Origin of the sequence: Convivina praedatoris, assembly GCF_933208495.1 — a bacterium.
In the GTDB taxonomy this organism is placed as follows: Bacteria; Bacillota; Bacilli; order Lactobacillales; family Lactobacillaceae; genus Convivina; species Convivina praedatoris.
Window position 1 is genome coordinate 12,939 of the sequence record NZ_CAKOET010000006.1, and the last position, 25,304, is coordinate 38,242.

The window sequence follows — 25,304 nt, forward strand, 5'->3', positions numbered from 1 at the left end:
TTTATTTTACAAAAAATAAAAAAAATCGTCAAGCTTTTTTTATAATTTATCAATATTTCTCATAGCAACTACATATAAAACAATCGTTCTACTGATAGCATATACTGGCACAACCAAAATCATACCAACAATTCCCCATAAATTACCAGCCCCTAATAGTAATAACATAATCGTTAAGGGATGAATTTGCAGGCTCTTGCCCAATACAGCCGGATAGATAATACTTCCAGTAATCTGCTGAACAACAGCCATTGCTACTAGAACAATAATAACTGCTTTCCAAGACAACGGAATAGCCAGAATAAGGGCTGGAATGACACCAATTCCCGGTCCCACATAAGGCACAATATTGGCAATCCCAGCAATCAAGCCCAATAACCAAATATAAGGCAGACCTGCAATCCAGTAACCTAAGCTCATGGATAATCCGACAAACACCATTTGAATTGCCTGTCCAGAAATATAGCGTTCAATCGTCTGATCCATTTGACCAGCTAACTCGGCTATTTGATCATTATGTCGATCAGAAAAAAACTTTTGAATAGCCGGAATTAATCGATCGCCATCACTAAGCATGTAAAATAAAATGATTGGCACTGTTAGAATGTTTAACGTTACCGTGGTTGTTGTAACGATGACGTTCTTTAACGTACCAGCTGTGATAGACACGGCAGAACTAGCATATTGATTAATGCTATTTTTCAAATCATCTTCACTAACTGTAATGTTTAACCGCTTAAACCAATGACTGTGCATCAGCTGGTCGGTGATTTCACGTCCCTGACGTATAAAAGATGGAACAGAATTAATTAAATTAGTTATTTCATTAATAATAATTGGTACAAAAATTAAACAGGCACCAATAACTACGAATAAAAACACCAGAAAAGTCAATATTACTGCTAAATTATGCGATATCATCCAAGACTTAATCCGAACTTTCTCAATTAATTTTAACAATGGTTTTAACAAATAATACAAAAAACCTGAAATCAACAAAGGCATGAAAACAGTAGAAATAAATACTGAAACTGGGTGCATGACAAAGTCAAACCGCAAAACTACGTATAACAGAAGGGCTAAAGCTAATAATTCAATAGTCCAAAAGAAAAGTTTTTTACTTTTTTTATTCGGAAACATCCGTGACCTCGTGTAATTTCGTTAATAGTTTATGTTGCACCTTAGGGAGCGAAAGAGCTTGCCACTCTTCACTACTTAGATAACGTTGATTGATTGCTAACTTAGTTGGGGCTTTAACTGCCACCAACCATATTTCCCAACGTCGATGAGTAAAAATATGAACAACAGGTTTAATGGTTAGTTGTTGTCCATCAAGATCATCAATTTTATCAATTTTTCGTAATGGAAAGGTCCAAAAATCTGATAGCAGACCTGTTGCCGGTCGTTTTTCAAATAGCAAGTCGCCTGCTTCATTATAAACTACCTGAGCCTGCCACAATTCTTTACGCGGTTTAACTCGTTTAGTCTTAACCGGATATTTATCTTCCACGCCATCTCGATAAGCCGCATTGTACTCCTTTACGGGAGAATTAAGCGTATCTGGGTTGCTAGCCTTCATATAGGTCGATCCCAAATCCATAATAGCCTGGTTAAAGTCTCCTGGCCGCTTAGGATCAACAATTGGAGCAATCGCATTATAAAATATTTTTCGCGACTTGGGCTGACTGATATCAGCATCAATTTTTAATAAACGACCAAATACTCGGTACTGGTTACCATCCACAGCTGGTACTACCTCATCAAAACAAATTGATGCAACCGCTGCTGCCGTGTATGGCCCTACGCCAGGTAATTCCTGTAAATCATCGCTACTGTTTGGCCATTGTCCCTGCAAGTTGTTTACGACATACTGAGCCGCTCGTTGTAAATTACGAGCACGGGAATAATAGCCGAGCCCTTCCCATAGCTTTAAGACCGTTGCTTCATCCGCCTGCGCTAAAGTCTCTACCGTAGGTAAAGCCGCCATAAAGCGATTAAAATACTCAATAACTGTCTCTACCCGCGTTTGCTGCAACATTATTTCTGATACCAAAACACGGTAGGGATCATGATTTAAACGCCATGGAAGTTGACCACGACCTTCTTGGTCATACCATGCTAATAAAGTAGCTCTAAAAGAATTAATTTGTTCCTGATTCCAAATTTCCATAACTGATATTATACACTTGAAATCGACTTCCTTTTAGAGTAAAATAAAATTTTGTATTATGTATATTTTAAATTTAGAAATAAGGAGTGTATTATGGCATTAAAGAAGCCTCTTAATTCATTTGCCCGTGCTCGTAAGGTCGGACATAACGCAGCAAAGAAAAAGCGCCAAAGTGCAATCGCCCAACTACAACAATGGGCCAAGGGTAAAGTTGAAGAAATTCCTAATACTAAATAAAAAACTAGCTTAGCAGCTAGTTTTTTATTTACCTATATACTTGTTTAGCACTAAATTCATCGGTATACTAAATACTAGAAATTGATTACGGCCTTGGAGAAGTTTACATATGATTATCGCGGTCCAACCAAAACAAAAACGGCGGGCAGTCTTTGTAGCTTTATTAGCTATTATTTTAGGTGCCTTAATAGGAACAAACTTTCCATTTCCTGGTAATATCGACGAAGCTGTTCGAGCATTCATGACAACGATTCAAACTCCTTACGGAGATATCATGATGGCTATTTCAACTTTCCTTGGTTCTCCAGCAATGGATATCATTTATGTCATTATATTAGCAGTTATTTTGCTACTGGCTGATTTGAAAATACCAGCAATCTGGACCATTTCAACCATGCTATTGGGACAAGGATTAATGCGAATCATTAAGATTCTCGTTAACCGTGACCGTCCCGTGGGGCATTTGTTGACGGATAGTGGTTCTTCCTTTCCTAGTCAACACACTTTCGGAGCTTTTGTTGTTATCTTCATCATGTTCCTGTTAGTAATGCCTAACATTTCTTCAGCTGTTACAAGAATCTTAGCTAAGTGGGCAATCATTACCATTGGCTTTATGGTGATGCTGTCACGTTTGTACCTTAGTGCTCATTTCCTTTCTGATGTAATAGCAGGTTTACTGTTTGCCTATGCTTGGGTAATTTTAGCTGCAGCCTGTTATCCTAAAATGGCTAACTACCTTAAAAATAATTTCCGAATGTTCCAGCATGAAGAAATATAAAAAGAACGAGGATTTAATTATCCTCGTTCTTTTTATATTTGATAATCTTCGTCATTCATGGATTCAACTTCACCCAACAAGTAACCATTCCCAACTGCAGAGAAAAAATCATGATTAGCAGTCGACGTCGAAATACCATTCATAACTACCGGATTAACATCCTCTGCTCCATCCGGAAAGAGTGGTTCTTGTCCTAAATTCATTAAAGCCTTATTGGCATTATATCTCAAGAAAGTTAGCACATCTTCTGTCCAACCCAACCCATCATATAATTCATGCGTATATTTTTCTTCATTTTCGTACAATTCATATAACAGATCATACATCCACTCTTGTAACTTTCCCTGCTGTTCTTCATCCAAACGATTAAAGCCAATTTGGAATTTATAACCAATATAGGTTCCATGGACCGATTCATCACGCAAGATTAACTTAATCACTTCTGCCACATTATTCATCAAGTTATGGCCCAAGTAATATAGGGGTGTATAAAAACCAGAATAGAATAGGAAAGTTTCTAAGAAAACAGAAGCTACCTTCTTTTGCAAAGATGTACCCTTTTGATAGATATCATTAATCCGGTTGGCCTTAAATTGTAAAAATTTATCATGGTTGGCCCAATCAAAAATCTCTTCAATTTCAGCTTTATAGTTTAAAGTTTCAAAAATAGATGAGTAAGACTTAGCATGCACGGACTCCATAAATTGAATATTATTTAAGACAGCCTCTTCTTTTTGGTTAACAGCATCAGCCCGTAAAGCCGCCATACCGTCTTGTGACTGTAGAGTATCCAACGTTGTTAAACCACCAAAAACTCGATTAACAACATCGCGTTCTTGAGCAGAAAGCTCCCCATGCCAAGTTCTCAAATCATTAGAAATTGGAATTCGAGTATCTAACCAAAATTGCTGTGTTAATTTTTCCCAAGTTGCTTTATCTAGTTCATCTTCAATATGATTCCAATTTATTGCTACATAAGAACCATCTTGTATATGTCTCATTTTAACTCCTCTACTGTCGTTTTAATTTTTTGATAAATTTTTTGAGCATCAAAACGACTTCCACGTAATTCATAGTCGGCTAAAAGCGGTACCTGATATTTTTGGGCATAACGTTTAGCAGTTAAGATATATTGAACGTTGAAATTTCGATTACCCGATCCAACAATACCGACCAAAAACTTACGATTATCCGAAAAATCAATATAATCGTCTAAGGCGTTAGTAAATATTTCAGTTACTTCTGGTCCAGTACCCGTCCCACCGGTTAAATAGGTTGGTACAATAGCTACAAACGGCTTCGTTACTTGTTCGAATTCAGTTTCATCACCAATCAGTTTACTATTTAAAATATCTCCGTTTGCCTCAGTTACTTCCCGCAATTTATTAATAAACGATTCAGTATTTCCTTCTATTGAAGCATATAAGACATTGATGGCAACCATGTAATTAAACCTTTCAAAATTAAATCGAACAACTCTCACACTCATTTACACCAGACTCTTCATTGTCATCAGTGAAAGTCCGTACATAGTATAACGACTTAATTCCCTTTCGGAAAGCATAGTTTCTGAGAATAGAAAGATCACGAGTCGTCATTTTATTGGTGCGACCATCTTTCCATTCATATAGACCGGTTGGAATAGTAGAGCGCATGAATAACGTCAAAGACATTCCCTGATCGACGTGCTCTTGAGCCGCTGCATAAATATCAATGACCTTACGCATATCAGTATCATAGGCCGAAATAAAGTATGGCATGGTTTCATTATTCAAACCTGGAGCTGGATAATAAATTTTACCAATCATTGCTTCTTGCCGCTCTTCGACACGATTAACAATTGGGAGCAATGAAGCTGTCGTATTATTAACATACGAAATTGATCCAGTTGGTGCGATGGCATGCCGGTAAGCATTGTACAACCCATACTTTTGGACCTCATTACTCAAAGCCAACCAATCATCTTGATTTGGTACTGGTAAATCATGTAAAAGCTGAGCAACCTTAGCAGTTTTAGGCTGATAACTGTTATTGATATAACGCTCAAAATATGAGCCATCGGCATAAGATGATTTATCAAAGTCCTTAAAAGTTTGTTGACGCTCACGGGCAATACGCATTGACGCTTTTAATGAATAAAAATTAAGCATCATAAAGAAGACATTAGTGAAGTCTAACGATTCCTGATCACCATATAACATCTTATTTTGAGCAAAGAACGCTGCCAATCCCATGGCGCCCAAACCAATCGCATGATTAGATTGATTACCATATTCAACGGATGGTACAACATTCAAATTAGAAGTATCCGACACATAAGTTAACGCCCGAACCATTGCTTCAACTGATGCCCCAAAATCAGGACTTTGCATCATGTTAACAATATTAATTGATCCTAGATTACAACTAATGTCTTCCCCCAATTGCGTATACCGTTGCTCATCATTAATTTTAGAAGGAGACTGAATTTGTAGGATTTCAGAACAAAGATTAGATGACACTACCTTACCAGCAATTGGGTTAGCCCGATTAACTGTATCTAAATTAATCACATAAGGATAGCCAGATTCCTGTTGTAGTTTAGATATTTCTTCCTCGACCATTCGAGCAGAAAGCATACGCTTATTGATTTTAGGATTAGCCACCATGTTGTCATATTCCACAGTCAAATCAACATAATTAAAAGGTACACCATATTCTGCTTCAACATCAGCCGGGCTAAACAAAGCCATCATCTGATTATTTTTTACTAACTCATAGAATTTATCAGGTATTGTAAGACCCAAAGAAAGGGTCTTAACCCGGACTTTTTCATCAGCATTTTCTTTTTTTGTGGCCAAAAAAGTTAGCAAATCGGGATGGAAAATAGAAAGATAAACAACACCAGCACCTTGTCTAGCACCTACCTGCGATGAAAAGGTAAAAGAATCTTCCAATAACTTCATGATAGGTACAATCCCACCAGCAGCGTTGTCAATTTCCATGACCGGTGCACCGGCTTCACGAACATTAGAAAGGTTAATACCAACACCTCCACCCATTTTAGAGAGTTGCAAAGCTGAGTTAACCACTCGGCCGATTGAATTCATATCATCAGACGATTGTAAAACAAAACACGAAACCAACTCTCCACGACGGGCACGCCCCGCATTTAAAAAGGACGGTGTAGCCGGTTGATAACGTTGGTGCACCATTTCATTGGCAATATTAAGAGCCAACTGCTCATCCCCATCAGCATAAAACAATGAATTAGCAACAATCCGATCCAAATATCGTTCAACATAATAGGCGCCATCATTGGTTTTAAGAGCATACTGATTATAAAATTTAAAGGCGGACATAAAGGAACCAAATTGAAAATTTTGTTTTTCAAGGAAGTCGTATAGCTTTTCGATGAAATCCATATCATACTTCTCAATAAAATTTCGCTCCAAAAACTGATTATCAATCATCCATTCGAAACGTTCTGCCACTGAGTCGAAGTGCTTTAAATTAGGATTTACATTTTCGCTTAAAAAAGCCTCAAGAGCTTCTTGATCCTTATCCAACTGAATACGACCATCTTGAGGAATGTTTAATTGATTATTTAAATCAAAGTAAGTAACTTCGTCGATATTAATATTTTTTAAAGACATACATGCTCCACTCTAGTTATATGGCAATAAAATCCGTTAAGCTTGAATTTTCTCTAACTCACTTGGACGGAAGCCGCTGAAATTCAATTCTCCACTCATGACCACTGGAGTCTGACGGAAACCTTTTTCACGCAATTGATCTATGTATTGGGTCTCTTGGGAAATGTTAATTTCTTGATACTCAATACCCTTCTGATCTAAAAATTTCTTTGTCATCTTACATTGCACACAATTATTTTTAGTATAAACAGTCACGGCTAACATAGTAACGACCTCCTTTAATTTTTTTGATTTGCATTTTTCCATTGGAAAAGCTATCTACTAGTTTACCTATTTACCTTGATACTTCAAGGTCAAAATTTAGCCTCTCAAACATTTGTTCCCATTAAAGCCCGACAGCAATAGCTTTCATAAATTAATATTAATAAAACAAAATTTTACTCATTTTTCAGTAGGCTAATTTTTACCAATTTTGGTGAAATTTGTTATAATATGCCCTAGTGTAACATTTATTTTTACTATTTAAAGAAAGAGGTATTTCTTTTGGACTCTGGCCCCTCGATGATGACTAATTTTATTATCATCTTATTTGTCTTATTACTGGCTATTTTGTTTACCCTAACTGAGTATTCGTTAGTCAAAGTACGATTGAGCGCTTTACAAGCTATGCAAGAAGATCGTACAACCCCATCAAAAAAAATCAGCCAAGCGATTCATATGGTGGAGCATCTAACAGAATATCTTTCGACCGCCCAGGTTGGTATTACTTTAACTAGTCTGATTTTAGGTTGGATTGGAGAAGAAACCGTTGCCAATTTAATCTTATCGTCACATATTATCCCTAGTGAATACGCTCACGCAGTTGCTTCTGTAGCTGCTATTGTCATCTTTACAGTCATTCACGCCGTATTTACTGACTTAGTACCTAAAAACATCGCTATTGAAGAACCTATAAAAGTCCTTTTGTTAATTGTTCGTCCGGTACGCTTCTTCCATATCGCTCTTTTTCCGCTGATTTGGATATTAGACCATCTGTCAAACGCTGTTACTCGTTTACTTGGCTTCCAAGTAGATAACGATCATGATATCTACTCTCAAACTGAAATTTTATCTCTATCAAGAAATGCTGCTGAAGCCGGTGAGTTAGATGATGAAGATTTAACTTTCATGCAACGTGCCTTTGAAATGAACGATAAGGTCGCCGTTGATATTATGATTGATCGAACATCAATGGACGTTATTGACGTCAAGGATACGATTAACCAGGGGGTTGATCTCTATCTTCAAAAACGTCATTCACGTTTTCCGGTTGTGGCTGATAATGATAAAGATAAGGTTTTGGGCTATGTTTTTAATTATGATTTAGTTCGCCAAGGCCGAATTAGTGGCAACGAACCAATCGCTAAAATTATGCGTGACATCCCCGCCGTACCAGAAAATATGGATTTACATGATGTAATGGATGAAATGATTATGAAGCGCTCACCCATTGCCGTTGTAGTTGATGAGTATGGTGGAACGGCCGGAATCATTACCGACAAAGATATTTATGAAGAGTTATTTGGCAGTGTTCGAGACGAAATGGATGATCAATCCGATGAATACATCGAAAAACTTGGTGATCATCGCTATAAGGTATCTGGTAAGACAACCTTATATGATTTCCAGCGCTACTTTAATACAAACGTTAAAGAATTAGATGACGATGAAGCGGTTACTTTAACCGGCTATGTTTTGAAAAAAGATCCGGACTTTAGAACCGGCGACACCATGCAAATTGCTAATTTCCAAATTATGGCCTTGGACTATGATAACGCCTTTATTCCTGAATTTGCCGTTAAGGAACTTCCTAAACCTTTCCAGGATGTTAATAGTAATGGTATTTATGATCATGATGAGGATTTGTCAGAAAGTGCTACCAGTTCTCCTAATACATCTAGTTCAAATTCTCAAAAAGATTAATCAATCTAGCTCACCAATAATTAGTGAGCTTTTTATGTACTCTCAAATAATGATAAACTGGAGGAAAAGACTCATACGATGAAAGGAAACTATACTTTATGGCAATTACTATTTACATGGTCCGCCACGGTGAAACCTATTTTAATTTAACACGTCGCTTTCAGGGACATTCGGATGCTCCTCTAACAACCAAAGGTATCCAAGATGCTCATCAAGCTGGGCAACGCTTAGCTAAAATAGCTTTTAATGGCGCCTACTCATCCGATTTAACGCGAGCTATCCACACGGCCCGCTTTATTTTAGCTGAAAACCAAGCCCAATCACCCAAAGAGCCCGTCCAATTACCCGATTTTCGTGAAGAGAATTTTGGCTCTTTTGAAGGAGTCGACTCTCAGGTCACTGTTACCTATCTAAATGGTTTTGTTCAGCCTATTTATAATGACTATAGCGCCATGGTGAGGGACATTGGTATGAAGGCTGTCATGAACTTGTTTCACGATCATGACCCCTATCAATTGGCTGAAAACTATGAACACTTCTATGAGCGTATTCAGCACGGATTTGAATTACTTCGTCAAGCACATCATGATGGTGATCAAGTCTTAGTAGTCGCTCATGGTACGACAATCCGTGCAATTGCTGATATGTTTGGTCACAGTGACCTAGCCTTGGACTCAGTCAAAAATGGAGCCGTGATGCAACTATCACTAACCGATACCGCAGCTGAAGTAATTTCCTTCAACGATACTGAAACTTATTTTTAAGAAAAAGGCAGTCTAAATGACAGATGATACACTCCGTCCGGTTTTACTAGCCGGGCTTCAAGGTCAACAAAATCAAAATATTGATTATGAATTGGCCGAATTAGCTAACTTAGCTGAAGCAAACAATCTCCAGCCAGTTGAAACATTCTTACAAAAACTAGACCGGCCCAACCCAGCGACTTATTTTGGCAAAGGTAAAGTCGAAGAACTAGGACAAGCAGTTCAAAGCTATGAAGTAGATTTAATCGTTGTAAACGATGAGCTTTCCCCTTCACAAATTCGTAACTTAGAAAAATTAACCGATGCTACAGTTGTTGATCGAACTGGTTTAATTCTAGATATTTTTGCCCAACGAGCTCAAACTAAAGTTGCTAAACTCCAAGTCCAACTTGCTCGTTTGCAATACCAACTACCACGTTTACGTACTAGCATGTCGGTCAGTCTTGACCAGCAGACTGGTGCTGGTGGCGCAGGATTTACCAGCCGTGGATCCGGTGAAACTAAGCTAGAACAATCCCGTCGTCGTATCACCAGTGAAATGGTTCATATTAGACAGGAACTTGCTGAACTAATTAAAGACGAAGATACTCGTACCACTCAACGTCAAGCTAGCCAACTTCCGACCGTCGCTTTAGTTGGATATACTAATGCCGGTAAATCAACCCTGATGAACCGGCTATTAGAACGCTTTGGTGTGGGTGCAGTTAACGCCACCACAAAACAAGTCTTTGAAAAGAACATGCTCTTTGCCACTTTAAATACTACGGTTCGTAAGTTAACCTTGACCGATAAACGTCAGTTGCTATTAAGTGATACGGTTGGTTTTGTTTCTAAACTCCCCCACAACCTAGTTGCTGCCTTTCGCTCGACTTTAGAGGCTGCTGGTCAAGCTGACTTGTTATTACAAGTTGTTGATGTTTCTGATTCAAATTATCAGCAAATGATGAAAACGACTGAAGAAACTCTTCAGTCGATTGGTGTAATTGGTCGACCAATGATTACCGTTTTCAATAAGGCCGATCAAACCAACTTACCCTATCCCACAGTTGATGGCGAAAATGCAATTACTATCTCAGCACTGGACTTAAAATCGCAAGATGAATTAATTCAGCTGATTGAGCAAAATATTTTTGCTGATAGTCAACCAGTTAAATTAAAAATTCCTTTTAGTGAAAATAAACTAGTCGCTACTTTGAGTAGCCAACATGTCTTCTTACAGGAAGACTACACCGAAGAAGGCACAATTATTGAATTAATACTTTCACCGCAAGAATTGGCTAAATATCAAGCGTACCAAATTTAAAAAGAACCGATTCTTAGTGAATCGGTTTTTATGTACAAAAAAACAGCCATCTCTGACTGTTTGATTTAATTGCCCCTGCTGGGATCGAACCAGCGCATGGAGGTACCAAAAACCTCTGCCTTACCACTTGGCCAAGGGGCAATAGCTATTTATTTATAACCGTTAGCTATGATACGGTATGGGAGCGGTAGGATTCGAACCTACGAACCCGAAGGAACGGAGTTACAGTCCGTCGCGTTTAGCCAGACTTCGCTACACTCCCGCTGTCTCAAACAACCTTTATATTATAACAATTTACAAATTAATAATCAATCATTTTGCCCAAACTATTTTAATCGCCGTGAGAGACCTAAGGCTATAATAATCATCCCTAAAGAAATGGCAAATCCAACTCGAATACCTGCCACTTCGCCGGCTTCAGTACCAACCAGTGAGGCAGCAATCGACATAATTCCTACGATAATTGCTGTTCCAACTGAACTAGCGATTTGGCGAAACATACTGTAAGCTGGGATAGCATCTGGAATTAAGTCGGGTGATAACGATTTAACCGCCTGCGTTTGAATCGGAATTAAGACCATTACTAAACCTAACTGACGAATAAGCTGAGCCCCCAATAAAATCCAAAAGGCAAACTTCAGCTTTACATTAAGTTGTAAAATCGTACCCAAAATATCTAAACTTAATCCAATTAAAGTTAACTTCTTGATGGAATAACGGTCAAACCAACGGCCAGAAAGTGGTGACAATATCCCTGTTAATACGGCTCCTGGTAAGATTACCCAGGCTGAAACAAGTGGATTCTGTTTCATAACACCTTGAATCAAGAGTGTCAAAATAATCGTATTACTAAACATAGTTGAAGTTAACAAAAAATTAATGCTGTTAGCTAAATTAAATTGCCGATCTTTAAAAATTTGTAAATCGATTACCGGATTGGAGACGTGTTCTTGATAGTGTAAAAATAAAAAGCCACATACAATCCCAACCAGTATGTTACCTAGCACTGGCCAAGAAATAAAGCTCATCGTGCCAATATTAGAAAGGCCAATCAAAATTGCAGTTAAGCTAAACGACAGCAATCCCAGTCCCTGATAATTTAAATGTTCATCGCCTTGCTTTTGTTCCTTGGGCAAGCATAGCCCCGCAGCTATAATTGTTATTGCCATAACAGGAATCAACACAATAAAAAGATAACGCCAAGAAGCCACGTTTAGAATAATGCCAGCAATACTAGGGCCAATAATTGGTGCAAAATTAAACACCATCCCCACTATCCCCATGACCATGCCCCGATGTTCTTTAGGGGCGTATTTTAAGCCAGCAACCATCACCAACGGGAACAATACTCCGGCTCCTAGAGCTTGAATCATACGACCTACAACAACTAACCAAAAAGTTAGCGCTAGGGCCCCTAAAATTGATCCCAATAAAAATATCGTCGCAAAACTCAAATATAAATTTCGCATTGAATATTTTTTAATTAAATAAGAACTGGCTGGAATTACCAAGGCCGATATCAGCATATAACCGGTCGTTACCCATTGAACCTGGGAAACCGATATATGAAAAGCAGCCATTAAATTTGGCAAGGCAATGTTCATTAAAGTGGAACTAAAAGCTCCCAAAAACGAACCCACAACCATAATTGCTAATCTTAATTTATAGCTTAATTTCATAACTTATATCTCACCTATTTTTTATAAAAAAACACTAGTTTCTACACTAGTGTTAATAAATCTAAAAGGCTGATTGCCAATTAACGTCTAATAACTGCGACATTCGTTTAGCATACGATGGATTATCATTTTGATCTTTTAGAACTTCCTTTAAAGTGGTTAGATTATCAGTAATAATACCATCTGTGTTCAAGAACACCATTTGTTGCATGTCACTTTCATCATTAATTGTCCAAGCCAGCACCCGTTGATTATGACTATGAGCCTCATCCACAATTTTTTGATTCAAAGTGGTTTCTTCTAACGTGTACAAATTAGCATTAGTATTGGGCAAGATTAAAGTATACGGCAAAATAAAACTAGCCGGTATTTTCGGCATCAGTTCTTCTGATTTAGAAATAACACGATAATCTAAAGAATGAATCATGTCATGATCTTGCATCAACCGTTTACTGTATTTCTTTTTAAAGTTATCCATTAACTGTGGACTATCATATTTAGTTGTCTTAATTTCAACCAAAAGTTTTTGATTCAATCTTTCTGCTGTCGCTAAGTAATCATCAAAACTAACTATCCGAGCCGTTTGGCCATTTTCATGGGCTGTCAGCTTGGTAATCTCAGCCAAAGTCATATCATGAGGAATCCGATCAACCCCCGTTAGGGCCTTTAAATTCTCATCATGCATGACAACGAACTGATGATCTTTAGTTTCGTGCAGGTCCATCTCGACATAATCCGGCTTAACCTTAGCTGTTCTTTCTAAAGCCGGTAAAGTATTTTGAACACCATTACCAGCGTCAACCCCACGATGTGAGATTGTCAACATATCCTTAGCACTACCGAACGAACCAACTAAGTAGGAAATATTAAATAGTACTAGAACCGCTGCAAAGATAGTAATACTAATACCAAAAATTGTTTTAGCCCGTTTTTGACGTCGGAAAGTCGCCCAAATAGTAGGACTCTTTTTAAGTGGAATTTCATTTGGGAAAATAATAATAAAGGCTAATAAAGTCGTTTCAAATATTTTTAATAACACTTCAATAATTTCAACTGAAAAAGTTAAGAAAATACCCGAAGTAAAGGCCAAATGCTTCCAATGAACATCAAACATTTCCTGCAAGGTAACCCCGGCCAATTTGGCCATAGTGATGCTAGTCACAGTTAATGCCGCAATAATTCCTACCCGAATAACATAGCGGATAAAGTGCCCTTTCGTTTCGGCCCAACTAGTATGAACTGCTTCCTTAAAACCATAATTATTATCTAGCATCAATGGTAAAACGCGTACTAATCGAATCGAAAAGTAAGTTAAAACTAAGAAACCAGCAAAAATACATACCTCATAATATATATTTTGAGATAAAAATTCTAAAATAAAATCTGGAATAACTAATTTTTTAAGTAAACTTGATGTGAAAAAAGACGAAGAAGTTGGTAATACCAAAGCTACATATAGTAAGAAAACAAAAATACCTAGAAGTGAAGATGATCGTAAGCTATTCCAGGCGGCCCGCCCAGCGGCCGATAATTCCAACCCTTTACCACTAGAAATTCGATAGATACTAGTCAACATAAAGGCAAATTGAAGATAGGTTGTTAATAACATCAATACCGCTAAGATAATTATTAATATCAAGGGTAATCCGCCATATTTCAGTAACACACCTAAATTATTATAAGAAATATAATTAATTCGAAAAACAGCTAAAATAGCTTCCAAAGCTAAAGTATAAAGTGGAATAAATAGATGCTTGATGACAGCTTGCACAACCACCACTAAAATCGCATATTGCCACCAGTTTTTGTAAAAGGCGCTATTGCCACGCCATAAATATCGTAATGTTTTCATAATAAAGCTCTACCCCATCGCAATTTAATTTTCTTAAGAATAGCATAAGCTAGGCATTTTAAAAACACCTCATCATAACAAAAAGCACAACATCAATCGATGCTGTGCTTTTTGTTATGATGCTATTTATTTTTCAGAAATCCAATTCCGCTTATTGCCAGGGAAAGCCCAATTCCACTTACCAAAAATTTGGATCATAGATGGCACAATCATCAACCGAACAATGAAGGCGTCGAATAGAACACCAAAGGACAATGCTAGTCCCATTGACTTAATAGTTGGATCAGGATTCAAGGCAAAACTACCAAAGACCGCAATCATAATCAAAGCTGCTGTAATAACGATTGGACCACTATCCTGTAAAGCCACAATCACAGCACGGCTATTATCACCTGTCTTCAAGTATTCTTCACGAGCACGAGAAACCATAAAGACTTCATAGTCCATCGCCAAACCGAACAAAATACCAATTACGACCACCGGTAAGAAGGAAATCAATGGTGCACCCTTACTAATACCAAAGAAACCTTTCATGAAGCCGTCTTGCATTACCAAGGTAGTGAAGCCAAATGAAGCTAAGAGGGAAATACCAAAACCAGCCATTGCAATCAAAGGAATGACAAATGATCGGAATACTAACATCAATAAGATGAATGCCAAACCAATGATAATACCGGCAAATACTGGGGTGGCCCGGTTAAGTTTATCGGTAATATCTAGGTTCACGGCACTAACACCAGTCAAAGTGATTTTAGCATGATAGCTGCTTTCAGTGGTCTTAGAATAATTCTTAATCTGATTAGCTAACTTTTCAGTTTGCTCAGATTCTGATCCCTTCTTAGGAATCACAACCATCATGGCATACTTACCATCAGCACTTACTTTATAAGGCTTTGATGCTTGCTGCAGAATAGTTGCCTTAATTTTAGCAGCAGCCTCGGCCTTTTGCTGATCAGTAGGCATCTGCCCGGTTGCCTGAGCTTGAGCCATAGCTTGTTGCTGCATCTGTTGAGTTAACTGGGCCTTTAAGGCTTGGGCCTTAGCCTGATCAACCATTGGTAGCATTGTTTTAGTGCCATCAAGCCCATTCAGATGATCAGCAATTTTAGCCAAATTCTCTTCATCATCAGCAGTTTTATCTAATTCCACCACTGCAATCAAAGGTGAATTGACCCCTTCACCAAATTTATCTGAAATAATATCATAAGCTTGACGTTCAGTACGATTTTCGGGTAAAGAGCCATTATATGGCATACCCATACGCATATGTTCAGCAGGTACAGCCAATCCAAGCAAGACTGCAACACCAACGATTACAATTGTCCAAGGGTGCTTAACCAAAAATGAAGTTGCCTTACTTGGATTAGCAGCCATTTCATCAACTGTCTTTGTATTAGGCTTGATAAACTTCTGAGCCCAACTAATCATAGCTGGTAGGAAGGTCAAGGCCGAAATGAGGGCAAAGAATACACCTACAGCTGCGGCAAATCCCATAGCTGAGACAAAGTCAATGCCCAAAAGGCTCAAACCGCATACTGCGATAATAACTGTCACACCGGCAAAGATAACTGACTTACCAGCCTCTTGTAAAGCCCGACCCAAGGCTTCGGCTTGATCACCATCGGTATCAGCTAAATCAGTCTTATAGCGGTTCAAAATGAATAAGGCATAGTCAATACCAACTGCCAAACTCAACATAACTGCCAAAGTTTCACCAACGTTAGCTAGATCAAAGAAGTTTGTCCCAATCGTAATCAGTAAGACACCACTACCCAAACCAACCAATGCACTAACAATTGGCATACCAGCAGTCACAAAGGATCTAAAGAGAATTAACAGTAAGATAAAGGCAATGGTTACACCAATAATTTCTGATGTACCACCCAAATCCATTGGCGTTACTCGGGCTGAACCAGTATAAGCCAAGGTAGTGCCTTTGTCCTTAACTTTATCATCAAAAATCTTACGAACATTATTAACTAATGTGTAAGGAACGTTTTGACCACTTTGTTTAAAGGTCACGTCCACATAAGTAGTCGTTTTATCTTCACTAATAATACCAGAATCATAAGGATTAGAAATTGACTTAATATCTGAGCCATATTTATCCTGAGCCTTTTGGATAGCTTGAGCAACTTGGCTTTTGATTTCATCACTATTAACGCCATCGCCATCCTTATGCTGAATAACTACTTTCAAGGTTCCACTATTCGGATTTAAATCAAATTCCTTTTCCAAGGTTGATTGAATTTCAGTGGAGGGAATCCCAGAAATCGACAGATTAGTGACGAAATGTGACCCCATACCAACTGCACCCCAGACAAATGCAACTAGTAGCACTAGCCATGCCAATAGGGTTTTGAATTTATTATGATAAATCCATTTTCCTAACCGTTTGAGCATCATTTGCTCCTCCTATATATAAAAAAGTAACTGTGGGTTATTCTACTAGGGTGTTTTAGCTGGGTAAAGAGATAAAAATGGTATACTGTCTATAAAGTAGACAAATTTTAAAAAATGTATAGGTGAACAAATGTCAACCAAACGATCCCAATTAATGAACCAACATATCACCAGTGTTACCATGCAAACTTTACAAACGGTACCCTTTTCTAAATTAAGTATCAAACAAATTTGTGATATTGCCGACATCAATCGCAATACCTTTTATCGCCATTTCCATGATAAATATGACCTTATGAATGCCATCCTATCAGTTACCTTTAAACAATTTTTTGAACACGTTGATTTAGATACATTTAAAGCTTCACCGTTTTCAATTCTACAAGACTTGCAGATGAATCAATATATTGATATTTTAGATTTTCAACTCCAGGATACCGAATTCAAAAAAATTTTTGATGCAGCAGTGTTCAAACACCTGTTCAAATTATCCGATGATCCTGAATTTATTTGGACTCTCGGCGAAATCTATGTAGTCAGCATTTGGAATCAGCAACGTAAACATCCCTATGACAAAGCCGATGGCTACCGCATTTTAGATGAAATTATTCGCACTAAACGTTTCCCAACTGATTAATCAATCTGACAGTTCACCGATAAAATGTAGTTGAGGACTTTTCACTAAAGAATTAGGGCTGCTACCATATACTCCTTGTGGCAAATCCATTCCCAACTTGGCATAATATTTCGTCCAATAATCCTGTTCTTTGGGGCCACCAAATTCCAGAGGATTTAATTTAAAAATATTCTGTCCCTTAAAGGCTTCAGTAATCAACTCTGAGCAGTATAGGCCTTCATCATTTGGCAAAAAGCTATAATTATAGGGGCGATTTAAATTATCTTGCGCCCTGACAACCGCCCGAGAAATATTATTTCCCCGAGCATTAATCCGATACAAATCAACTAATCCTTTCCGTTTCACCAGGAAATCAGTTAATGTTTCTGTTAAACATCCGTCTGGCATACTAGCATGGATGACCCATATTTCTGGTTCAATCTGAGTCACAAGTGCAACATGGATATAACTATTTTGACCTGTACTTTGCGCAATCATTTGGTCTAATTTTTTATGACCACTTCGCACAAAGAGTAAATCACCTTCACGAATTTCCATCTGCATACTCTCCAATATAAAATTTAACTAAAGAAAAATCAGCTCATTTTGTATGAACTGATTTTTTCATCTTATACATTAATCTTGGTCAACACCGAAATATTCCATTAGCTTAGCGCCACGACGGGGACGCTTTTTCTTGTCGTCCGCTTCGGCATTATCTTTACTTGACTCTTTATTGGTACTTTCCGAATTTTGGGCTTCACTTTCAGAACGCTGTTCATTCGTTGACCCAGCATGTGACTGTGATTCCTCTAAGGAAATACTGTGATAGCTGCTGTTGAAAGTAGAAAGAGATTCTGAGGCTGACTGTTCTTCATCCATAGAAGCCACTGATTCACTATTAGCCTGTGACGTACTCATTGAAGCAGTACTATCTGATGATGATAGCGAAACGCTTTCAGATTCTGAGGCTGAATTAGAAACTGAGCGCGATGTCCGAATCGAAGTTAAGTTTTCAGAAATCAACATTGATAAACTATCAGAATTTGAAAGCTTTAATGATTCTGATTCTTGCGTCTTAGTTGACTGAGCAATCGATTCACTTTCCGATGTTGAAGTATGTGCTAACTGGCTCTCATTTACTCTAAAAATCGTACTTTCTGAACGGGGTTCAAAGCGAGCTCCGGCGGTAGCATAAAAATTACGCATCTCCATCTCAGAATGGAGTACTGATTCAGAGTTAAGCTGTGACAAGGACTCAGAAGTACTACGTACACTAGCATTCGAGTTACTAATGGAGTTATACGCACTGGTTGAACCAGAATCAGAGCTACTTGTTGACAATGAATAAATTAATGAATCTGAAGTTGAAGTACTTTGTACACTTGAATTCAACTGGCTAGTCCAAAGAGAAGCCTCATTAGAATGCGACTGAGAGAAGAAGGTCGAACGAACAACACTGTCAGAACGTGACTCCAAACTTTGTTCAGACTCAACCATACTCTGTAAGTTAGATTCAGAAATTGCAACAGAAGTTGACCGTAATTCTGACCAATGCGCTTCAGTACTAAGAGATTGCGATTCCATGTCAGATTGCAAACGTGATAAGTATTCCTTGTTAGACGTCGAATAATTATGTGAAACCGATTCACTAGCTACACTTGAATTAGAAACACTAACCGAATCCTCCACCAATTGACTATTTAACGTTGAAACACTATCAGAAACTGATGTTTCAACACTACGCATTTGACTTTCTTCTTCTGCTCGTGAAATTGAAGAAGACAAAGACAAGGATGAAATCATACTAACTGCATTTGATTGGCTAATTACACTAACTGTTGATTCTTTTTCAGATGTCGATTGACTCATGAATGTTGATTCTTGTGCACTAGTTGAGTCTGCAACAAAAGGTGAAAAGTCTGAATTATTACTCATGTTTACCATCTCCAAATAAATTTTATTCTAAATACCGAACTTTACTAGGCGTTTAATTAATTGTTATTAGTGGTTACACCAGTAGCGGGTAAATCATTAGCTTTATCACCATTACCCATGGTGCCATTAATATGATTTTGCTTAGCTGCTGGACCGCCGTAGTAACTTGGAATCTGACTACTATTACCACCTAATGAACCATTTCCAGAAGCATTAGCGACTCCTTGCCCTGCTCCAGTGACACCAGTATTCGTACCGGTTTGATTGCTATCAGAGTTCTGAGACTGTCCCTTTTTATCCGGATTAGCTGTTTTAGAACTAGCGTTGCTGCTATTTTTTTTAGCAGTCGATTTTTTAGAACTCGTTCTTGAATCAGATTGCTCTTCTTTTGAATTTTGACTAGTAGTCATGGCCTTTATATTATCTGACAACAATAGAATTGGTGTCATAAAAATCATCCCCACTGAGGCAATCCGTAAAAATTTTTGAAAATTAGAAGGCTTAAGACCCCGCTTGCCCAGAAAAGCTGTTGCAATCTGAACCAAAGAAATAAACAAACTAAAATAACCCAACCATAAAATACTTTGGCTCATACTCTGAACAAATTGATTTAAAATCAATAATATAGTAGTCAAAACAATGGCAATCAATAGTCCATAGCGGTAACGAACTCGCGCTGGTTTTGCCGATGCTTGTCTACGAAAGAAAGCATAAATAACTTCTAACGCAATTAAAGCTAAGCTAATATATAAAATCCAGTGAACTAATAAATCAGCCACATCTAAACTCCCTCTCAAATGATAATAGATAACAGTGTTGAATATTAATTACATACATTCTTCCCAATCTGATATACCTTTCAAGTATATCATAATTCATTTAAAATTGGCTGGGGGAACTACTCACCCCTAATTTAGTTCACTAAGGTAGTAAAAAATGAAAATAAAAAAAATCAACCGTAGTTGATTTTATTTTTTAAATGGTAATTTTTTTAATATTTTTTTCGAAAAACCGTTAACTTCTTTAGCAACTGCTTCCCGTTGTTGATGCTTGCGTTGCTTGGCTTCCTCTTCTTCTAATGCAATTTCCTTGCTGCGTTCAATAATCTGTTCATCGGCATAGTACAGCTTAATGTGGGTGTCAGGACTAACAACTAGACCTGAATGAGGACGAACAGTAATAATTTTATCAGCTTTTTTATTTGCCAAACGTGAACCAGGAACAGTTAAAGAGCTAGAATACTCGAAACCATAACTTTCTAACAATTTACCAGCTTCTTGTGGTGATAATCCCTTTACATTGGGAATTTTAATATAGTTTTTACGCTTAGCAACTTCTGAATTAACAGTCAACGCGACTTTTTCTAACACAGCTGGGCTCATAATTCCAACCGTCATTTTTTCTAAAGACTCCACAAATCTATTCTTGGCCAAGCCATTACCTCCTCGATAATATGAATTTAAACATGCCATCAATTGTAACAAATTCTTTAGCCAATATGATAGAAGTTTTCATAGATTAAGGCAATAAAAAAGAGCCAAATTAAATTGGCTCTTAAATTTAAGAATTCTTTTCGCGTAATTCCATTTCAATTTCTTCTAATGACTTACCGCGTGTTTCAGGGACTAAGTACTTAACAAAGAAGAGTGAAATAAAGGCAAAGACGGCAAAGACCCCAAAAGGCCCACCAACATTATTATGGAAAGCAGCTAGTAGAACCAAGAAGAATTGGGAAACCAAAAAGTTTCCAATCCAATTGGCTGCAGAACCAATTGATGATCCAATCCCTCGAACAGAGACTGGGAAAATCTCACCGATTAGCAACCACGCAATTGGCCCCCATGAAATTGCAAAACCAAAGATATATGTTGCAATCAAAAGCATCGTTGGGATGGCTGCAATCTTCACACTAACTGTATAGTTAAGAATGGTCAAAAGGCCTAAGGAAACAGTCATAACTACTGAACCAAACATCAACAGCGCCTTGCGGTCAAAGCTATCCATAATCATCGTAGCCAAAATCGTTACGGCAAAGTTAACAACACCAATCCCAACTGAAATCCAAATAGCCTGTCCAGCATCAAAGCCAAAGCCCTTGATAAAGACTTGTGGTAGGAAGTAAATTACTGAATTAATACCTACCAACTGCTGAAGAAACATAATCCCCACCGCTACAATTACGGCTGGACGGGCAATGGTAAAGAGATCTTTTAAACCACCCTTAGGCTGCTTTTGAATCTCAGCCATTTCCTTTAATTCCACGTCAACTTCTTGGGGCTTATCCTGACGCAAACGAAGCAAAACCTTACGAGCATCCTCTGACTTACCTTGTGCAAATAGGAAACGAGGAGACTCAGGCAACAATAAGCCACCAATGAATAGCAAAACGGCTGGAATCAAAGCCGACGCTAACATCCAGCGCCAATCACGAACATCCAAAAGGTTGTGTCCCAGGAAGGCCAAGTTAGAAACATAGGCCAGAAGAATTCCTGCAGTAATCATCAGTTGGAACATAGTTCCTAGAGAACCACGATGCTCGGCCGGTGCTAATTCGGCTAGATAAGCTGGTGTCAAGGCTGAGGCTGCTCCCACGGCCAAACCTAAAATAATTCGAGCAATTACCATTGTGACAAAGCCTACAGCAAAAGCAGTTAACAGTGAGCCGGCAATGAAGAAACATGCCGCCACAATCAATAATTTCTTACGCCCAAAACGATCTGACAAAGGTCCAACCGCAAAGGCGCCAATTGTTGAACCAATCAACACAGATGATGTAATAAATCCAGTTTGTTCAACAGACAAGTGGAAGTCTCCTTCGATTAATGGAGACGCTCCGGAAATGATACCTGTGTCAAAGCCAAACAAAAGACCGCCCAAGGCACCAAAAATAAAGATAAAAATAACATTTGCTCGCATAGCAAACTCCTATTGAAATATTAGCCGTTCATGGCTGCTGCCATCTCCCTCCCCGCATCAATTTATGATAACGGTTTACTGGCCTTTTTAAATATACATGAACACTATTTGGATTGCAATAAGTAAAATGAAATCGCTTACATTTAATATTCTGTTCACTTTTAAAAATCTTAACTGCAGGCCATAAAAAAACATGTAATCAAAAAATCGTTACATGTTTCATAAATGCAATTTTAACGCAGCGTCATCATGATAAAAGGTAATGTTGAAAAAAGATTTTGCATAAGGTGGACAGCCATACTGTTACTAATTCGACCGGTTCTCTTATAAACAAAGGCTAATACCAAACCTAAAGTAGTATAGGTTAGTAGGTCCAACAAAGTGGATACTTGCCATTTAGTTAAGATGACATGAGCTAGACCAAAAAGAAAGGCCGAGAGTATGGGACCATACCACCAGTTTTTCTGGCTATCAAAGTAATCAAATACCAAGCCTCGAAAGAGTAATTCTTCCATAATGGGTGCCAAAATAATAATACAAAAAAGCATTGCCAGTAAAGAATAAGTTCCGGAAGAAGTTATCAATTCAGTGATGCCTTCTTGGTTAGCCGAAACAGCGCCCTTAGTTCCTAACAAGGTGACTCGAATCATACCACAGACGACCAAACCTAATAAGCAGACTAACCACATTCGAATTAGCCACCAAGCTTTTTGAAAGTTTTTAAAATTGATTGGTAAGATTGAAAAATCAGGCTGACGAACTTTAATAACCCGAATTATCACCAAAACATAGAGTAACGATCCAATCAAGCCAGCCGTTAACAGTCCCAATCGTTGCAGCACTGAGAATCGTGGTAAGACGGAAACCTGAATCAGGCCGGAGACAAGAATATCCCAGACAAAAAAGCTAATAAAAATTAATATTTGTTTTAAACGTGTCATATTATTTACTTAAACTATCCTTTTATTCGTCTTTTATAAATGTATCATAAAAAGTATATTAATTTGTTCGTTGTTAACCCCAACTTTTCCTGCTACACTGAAATTATAGTTTGCAGATATAATCGGTTAAAAATGGTAACCAAGTTTCTACCGCACACCTAAATGTGCGACTATCGCAACGGACACTGGTGATTTAGTGCTGGCCCCGCGATGGACAGCACTATTTTTTTGGAGGAAAATCATGGAAATTAGTAGCATTAAGAGTAAAGGTCAGGATTTGATTCTCGGTCTACAGCACGTTTTAGCTATGTATTCTGGTGGCGTCTTAGTTCCTCTGCTAGTCGGAACCGCTTTACATTTTTCAGCCAGTCAGATGGCCTATCTTATTTCCGTTGATATCTTCATGACCGGAATTGCCACCCTTTTACAGGTCAAACGGACACCAATTACCGGAATTGCCATGCCGGTGGTACTTGGATCAGCGATTCAATCAGTTTCACCCCTAATTAACATTGGCACCACCCTAGGAGTCGGGGCCATGTATGGGGCGACTATTTCGGCCGGTATCTTCGTCTTTCTAATTGGTGTCCTCTTTGCCAAATTACGCTACTTCTTTCCACCAGTAGTTACCGGATCACTAATCACCGTAATCGGCTTTACCCTAGTACCAATTGCCTTGCTAAATTGGGGGGGCGGTAATAATCAGGCTACTTCTTATGGCAACATGACAAACCTGCTCTTAGGAATGATAACCATTGTCATCATTTTAGCCTTTATGTTACTAGGCCGTGGCTTTATTAAAGCCATTGCCGTTTTGCTTGGCATTATCATGGGCACGATTGTTGCTGCCATGATGGGACAGGTTAGCCTAGACTCCGTTGCTCAGGCTAGTTGGTTCCATCTACCGCAACCCTTTTTCTTAGGTATGCCTACTTTTCACACCTCTTCCATTGTAACAATGATTGTAGTGGCCATGACAAGTTTAATTGAGTCCACTGGTGTATATTTTGCTTTAGCCGATCTAACCGGTCGTAAGCTTAGCGACCACGACCTAGCCAACGGTTATCGAGCCGAAGGATTAGGGGTTATTCTATCCGGGATTTTCAATACCTTCCCCTATTCAACTTTCAGTCAAAATGTTGGTGTGGTAAGGTTATCCGGTGTTAAAAGTAAGCGCCCAATCTATTTTGCAGCTAGCCTATTAATTTTAATTGGTCTCCTACCTAAATTTGGGGCTTTAGTGACCATCATCCCCAGTGCTGTTCTAGGTGGTGCCATGTTTGTCATGTTTGGTACGATTGGGGTACAAGGAGTTAACATTTTACGTAATGTTGATTTTGATAATGAGAAAAATTTAGTGATTGCGGCTCTATCGATTGGTGGGGGAATTGGGATTACGGTGCATCCCGAATTTTTCCAACACCTTCCTCAAACCTGGCAATTGGTCTTAACCAATGGTGTAGTGGTGACCACAGTTCTAGCAGTTGGTTTAAATATAATTTTAAATGGTTTTCATAAACAAAAGGAGCAAACAGTATGAAGTTATTGGAAGAACGAATTAAAAACGAGGGACGCATATTAGGAACCGATGTTTTAAAGGTTGATCGCTTTTTAAACCATCAGATTGACCCAATGTTAATGCAGGCCATCGGGGATGAATTTGCTGATTTATTTGCCAATCAAGGGATTACCAAAATTTTGACAGTTGAATCTTCCGGGATTGCTCCAGCGGTGATGACTGGCTTAGCCTTACAAGTACCAGTCGTCTTTGCTCGTAAAAACAAATCATTGACCCTGCCCGATGATGTCTATACCGCCGAAGTCTATTCCTTTACAAAACAAACGACCAATCAGATTATGATTGACCGTAAGTTCATTAATGCTGATGATAAGGTTTTGATTATTGACGACTTCCTAGCAAATGGTCAAGCCGTCCTAGGACTACTAGAAATTGCTGATGCCGCTAAGATTGACGTAGTCGGCGTGGGTATTGTCATTGAAAAAACTTTTCAAAAAGGGCACCAGCTCTTAGCTGAGCGAGGTATCCATTTGGAAAGTTTGGCAAAGATTAAGGCGTTTGAAGATGGTGAGGTTGTGTTTGGGTGAGAAA

The 25,304-nt window shown here is 38.3% G+C and carries 23 protein-coding genes, 2 tRNA genes and 1 riboswitch; of the genes, 8 read left to right on the top strand and 17 right to left on the bottom strand.

The annotated features are described in order from the left end of the window. Positions 1 to 39: 39 nt before the first annotated feature. Both M4974_RS06130 and mutY read right to left on the bottom strand, forming a co-directional pair. Positions 40 to 1,140 carry an AI-2E family transporter gene (locus tag M4974_RS06130; RefSeq protein WP_248706769.1) on the bottom strand — a complete coding sequence of 367 codons (1,101 nt, stop codon included), beginning with the start codon at positions 1,138 to 1,140 and terminating at the stop codon, positions 40 to 42. Beyond that, entirely contained in the window at positions 1,127 to 2,170 is a 1,044-nt protein-coding gene (mutY, locus tag M4974_RS06135) for an A/G-specific adenine glycosylase (RefSeq protein WP_248706768.1), read from the bottom strand. Before mutY ends, M4974_RS06130 begins: the two co-directional genes overlap by 14 nt. A 93-nt stretch (positions 2,171 to 2,263) precedes the next feature. Here mutY and M4974_RS06140 point away from each other — a divergent pair, with 93 nt between their 5' ends. Together M4974_RS06140 and M4974_RS06145 are read left to right on the top strand one after the other, a co-directional pair. Beyond that, on the top strand, positions 2,264 to 2,407 hold the full coding sequence (locus M4974_RS06140; RefSeq protein ID WP_165806786.1) for a hypothetical protein: 144 nt from the start codon (positions 2,264 to 2,266) through the stop codon (positions 2,405 to 2,407). Positions 2,408 to 2,516: 109 nt separating this feature from the next. Further along, positions 2,517 to 3,185 (top strand): phosphatase PAP2 family protein, encoded by a 669-nt coding sequence (locus M4974_RS06145; protein WP_248706767.1) that lies wholly within the window; start codon positions 2,517 to 2,519, stop codon positions 3,183 to 3,185. A 32-nt stretch (positions 3,186 to 3,217) separates the two neighbouring features. Here the strand turns inward: M4974_RS06145 and nrdF are convergent, their stop codons facing one another. The 4 genes from nrdF to nrdH are packed head-to-tail and all read right to left on the bottom strand — an operon-like array spanning position 3,218 to position 7,084. Then, complete coding sequence (nrdF, locus tag M4974_RS06150; RefSeq protein WP_248706766.1) at positions 3,218 to 4,186, bottom strand: class 1b ribonucleoside-diphosphate reductase subunit beta; 969 nt, start codon at positions 4,184 to 4,186, stop codon at positions 3,218 to 3,220. Then, a complete protein-coding gene (locus M4974_RS06155; RefSeq protein ID WP_248706765.1) occupies positions 4,183 to 4,629 on the bottom strand; it encodes a class Ib ribonucleoside-diphosphate reductase assembly flavoprotein NrdI in 447 nt (148 codons plus the stop codon). Before M4974_RS06155 ends, nrdF begins: the two co-directional genes overlap by 4 nt. Positions 4,630 to 4,648: 19 nt before the next feature. Beyond that, complete coding sequence (gene nrdE, locus M4974_RS06160) at positions 4,649 to 6,820, bottom strand: class 1b ribonucleoside-diphosphate reductase subunit alpha (protein WP_248706764.1); 2,172 nt, start codon at positions 6,818 to 6,820, stop codon at positions 4,649 to 4,651. 36 nt (positions 6,821 to 6,856) lie between these two features. Further along, positions 6,857 to 7,084 carry a glutaredoxin-like protein NrdH gene (gene nrdH, locus M4974_RS06165; protein WP_248706763.1) on the bottom strand — a complete coding sequence of 76 codons (228 nt, stop codon included), beginning with the start codon at positions 7,082 to 7,084 and terminating at the stop codon, positions 6,857 to 6,859. 279 nt (positions 7,085 to 7,363) lie between these two features. Here nrdH and M4974_RS06170 point away from each other — a divergent pair, with 279 nt between their 5' ends. The 3 genes from M4974_RS06170 to hflX all read left to right on the top strand — a co-directional run bounded on the left by M4974_RS06170 (position 7,364) and on the right by hflX (position 10,849). Then, entirely contained in the window at positions 7,364 to 8,782 is a 1,419-nt protein-coding gene (locus M4974_RS06170) for a hemolysin family protein (protein WP_248706762.1), read from the top strand. Positions 8,783 to 8,880: 98 nt separating this feature from the next. Beyond that, the gene (locus M4974_RS06175; protein ID WP_248706761.1) at positions 8,881 to 9,546 is read left to right on the top strand and encodes a histidine phosphatase family protein; all 666 of its coding nucleotides are present in this window, start codon (positions 8,881 to 8,883) and stop codon (positions 9,544 to 9,546) included. Positions 9,547 to 9,562: 16 nt separating this feature from the next. Continuing rightward, the gene (hflX, locus tag M4974_RS06180; protein ID WP_248706760.1) at positions 9,563 to 10,849 is read left to right on the top strand and encodes a GTPase HflX; all 1,287 of its coding nucleotides are present in this window, start codon (positions 9,563 to 9,565) and stop codon (positions 10,847 to 10,849) included. A gap of 69 nt (positions 10,850 to 10,918) precedes the next feature. On the opposite strand, the gene M4974_RS06185 is transcribed toward hflX, so the two are convergent. The 5 genes from M4974_RS06185 to M4974_RS06205 form a co-directional block, all read right to left on the bottom strand. Next, positions 10,919 to 10,990: transfer RNA gene (locus M4974_RS06185), tRNA-Gln, on the bottom strand. A 38-nt stretch (positions 10,991 to 11,028) separates the two neighbouring features. After that, positions 11,029 to 11,111, bottom strand: a tRNA-Tyr gene (locus tag M4974_RS06190). A gap of 64 nt (positions 11,112 to 11,175) precedes the next feature. Further along, positions 11,176 to 12,528: a DHA2 family efflux MFS transporter permease subunit gene (locus tag M4974_RS06195; RefSeq protein ID WP_248706759.1), complete on the bottom strand. Its 1,353-nt coding sequence runs from the start codon at positions 12,526 to 12,528 to the stop codon at positions 11,176 to 11,178. A 61-nt stretch (positions 12,529 to 12,589) separates the two neighbouring features. Then, positions 12,590 to 14,380, bottom strand: a complete 1,791-nt coding sequence (locus M4974_RS06200; protein WP_248706758.1) for a glycerophosphoryl diester phosphodiesterase membrane domain-containing protein — start codon at positions 14,378 to 14,380, stop codon at positions 12,590 to 12,592. A 126-nt stretch (positions 14,381 to 14,506) separates the two neighbouring features. Next, on the bottom strand, positions 14,507 to 16,786 hold the full coding sequence (locus tag M4974_RS06205; RefSeq protein ID WP_248706757.1) for an MMPL family transporter: 2,280 nt from the start codon (positions 16,784 to 16,786) through the stop codon (positions 14,507 to 14,509). 127 nt (positions 16,787 to 16,913) lie between these two features. On the opposite strand from M4974_RS06205, the gene M4974_RS06210 reads away from it, so the two are divergent. Continuing rightward, positions 16,914 to 17,420: a TetR/AcrR family transcriptional regulator gene (locus M4974_RS06210; protein ID WP_248706756.1), complete on the top strand. Its 507-nt coding sequence runs from the start codon at positions 16,914 to 16,916 to the stop codon at positions 17,418 to 17,420. Here M4974_RS06210 and M4974_RS06215 read toward each other — a convergent pair whose 3' ends face one another. The 6 genes from M4974_RS06215 to M4974_RS06240 form a co-directional block, all read right to left on the bottom strand. Next, entirely contained in the window at positions 17,421 to 17,957 is a 537-nt protein-coding gene (locus M4974_RS06215) for a YiiX/YebB-like N1pC/P60 family cysteine hydrolase (RefSeq protein ID WP_248706755.1), read from the bottom strand. Between the two features lie 78 nt (positions 17,958 to 18,035). Further along, entirely contained in the window at positions 18,036 to 19,337 is a 1,302-nt protein-coding gene (locus tag M4974_RS06220; RefSeq protein WP_248706754.1) for a serine-rich family protein, read from the bottom strand. Between the two features lie 56 nt (positions 19,338 to 19,393). Next, positions 19,394 to 20,116 carry a hypothetical protein gene (locus M4974_RS06225; protein WP_248706753.1) on the bottom strand — a complete coding sequence of 241 codons (723 nt, stop codon included), beginning with the start codon at positions 20,114 to 20,116 and terminating at the stop codon, positions 19,394 to 19,396. A 189-nt stretch (positions 20,117 to 20,305) separates the two neighbouring features. Next, positions 20,306 to 20,770 carry a PASTA domain-containing protein gene (locus M4974_RS06230; protein ID WP_248706752.1) on the bottom strand — a complete coding sequence of 155 codons (465 nt, stop codon included), beginning with the start codon at positions 20,768 to 20,770 and terminating at the stop codon, positions 20,306 to 20,308. A gap of 127 nt (positions 20,771 to 20,897) precedes the next feature. Then, positions 20,898 to 22,253 (bottom strand): sugar porter family MFS transporter, encoded by a 1,356-nt coding sequence (locus M4974_RS06235; protein WP_248706751.1) that lies wholly within the window; start codon positions 22,251 to 22,253, stop codon positions 20,898 to 20,900. A gap of 233 nt (positions 22,254 to 22,486) precedes the next feature. Then, positions 22,487 to 23,194: a CPBP family intramembrane glutamic endopeptidase gene (locus M4974_RS06240; protein WP_248706750.1), complete on the bottom strand. Its 708-nt coding sequence runs from the start codon at positions 23,192 to 23,194 to the stop codon at positions 22,487 to 22,489. Between the two features lie 94 nt (positions 23,195 to 23,288). Beyond that, positions 23,289 to 23,386: riboswitch (purine riboswitch) on the top strand. A gap of 49 nt (positions 23,387 to 23,435) precedes the next feature. Between M4974_RS06240 and M4974_RS06245 the strand changes: the two genes are divergently transcribed. Both M4974_RS06245 and M4974_RS06250 read left to right on the top strand, forming a co-directional pair. Beyond that, complete coding sequence (locus M4974_RS06245) at positions 23,436 to 24,734, top strand: nucleobase:cation symporter-2 family protein (RefSeq protein ID WP_248706749.1); 1,299 nt, start codon at positions 23,436 to 23,438, stop codon at positions 24,732 to 24,734. Beyond that, positions 24,731 to 25,300, top strand: coding sequence for a xanthine phosphoribosyltransferase (locus tag M4974_RS06250; RefSeq protein ID WP_248706748.1), 570 nt, complete (start codon positions 24,731 to 24,733; stop codon positions 25,298 to 25,300). Before M4974_RS06245 ends, M4974_RS06250 begins: the two co-directional genes overlap by 4 nt. Positions 25,301 to 25,304: the final 4 nt, after the last annotated feature.

Coding starts and splice junctions, on each gene's coding strand:
- mutY (WP_248706768.1), bottom strand. CDS start 2,170: ATGGAAATTTGGAATCAGGAACAAATTAATTCTTTTAGAGCTACTTTA.
- M4974_RS06130 (WP_248706769.1), bottom strand. CDS start 1,140: ATGTTTCCGAATAAAAAAAGTAAAAAACTTTTCTTTTGGACTATTGAA.
- hflX (WP_248706760.1), top strand. CDS start 9,563: ATGACAGATGATACACTCCGTCCGGTTTTACTAGCCGGGCTTCAAGGT.
- M4974_RS06155 (WP_248706765.1), bottom strand. CDS start 4,629: ATGGTTGCCATCAATGTCTTATATGCTTCAATAGAAGGAAATACTGAA.
- M4974_RS06175 (WP_248706761.1), top strand. CDS start 8,881: ATGGCAATTACTATTTACATGGTCCGCCACGGTGAAACCTATTTTAAT.
- M4974_RS06210 (WP_248706756.1), top strand. CDS start 16,914: ATGTCAACCAAACGATCCCAATTAATGAACCAACATATCACCAGTGTT.
- M4974_RS06145 (WP_248706767.1), top strand. CDS start 2,517: ATGATTATCGCGGTCCAACCAAAACAAAAACGGCGGGCAGTCTTTGTA.
- M4974_RS06235 (WP_248706751.1), bottom strand. CDS start 22,253: ATGCGAGCAAATGTTATTTTTATCTTTATTTTTGGTGCCTTGGGCGGT.
- nrdE (WP_248706764.1), bottom strand. CDS start 6,820: ATGTCTTTAAAAAATATTAATATCGACGAAGTTACTTACTTTGATTTA.
- M4974_RS06240 (WP_248706750.1), bottom strand. CDS start 23,194: ATGACACGTTTAAAACAAATATTAATTTTTATTAGCTTTTTTGTCTGG.
- M4974_RS06140 (WP_165806786.1), top strand. CDS start 2,264: ATGGCATTAAAGAAGCCTCTTAATTCATTTGCCCGTGCTCGTAAGGTC.
- nrdH (WP_248706763.1), bottom strand. CDS start 7,084: ATGTTAGCCGTGACTGTTTATACTAAAAATAATTGTGTGCAATGTAAG.
- M4974_RS06245 (WP_248706749.1), top strand. CDS start 23,436: ATGGAAATTAGTAGCATTAAGAGTAAAGGTCAGGATTTGATTCTCGGT.
- M4974_RS06205 (WP_248706757.1), bottom strand. CDS start 16,786: ATGATGCTCAAACGGTTAGGAAAATGGATTTATCATAATAAATTCAAA.
- M4974_RS06220 (WP_248706754.1), bottom strand. CDS start 19,337: ATGAGTAATAATTCAGACTTTTCACCTTTTGTTGCAGACTCAACTAGT.
- M4974_RS06200 (WP_248706758.1), bottom strand. CDS start 14,380: ATGAAAACATTACGATATTTATGGCGTGGCAATAGCGCCTTTTACAAA.
- M4974_RS06250 (WP_248706748.1), top strand. CDS start 24,731: ATGAAGTTATTGGAAGAACGAATTAAAAACGAGGGACGCATATTAGGA.
- nrdF (WP_248706766.1), bottom strand. CDS start 4,186: ATGAGACATATACAAGATGGTTCTTATGTAGCAATAAATTGGAATCAT.
- M4974_RS06195 (WP_248706759.1), bottom strand. CDS start 12,528: ATGAAATTAAGCTATAAATTAAGATTAGCAATTATGGTTGTGGGTTCG.
- M4974_RS06215 (WP_248706755.1), bottom strand. CDS start 17,957: ATGGAAATTCGTGAAGGTGATTTACTCTTTGTGCGAAGTGGTCATAAA.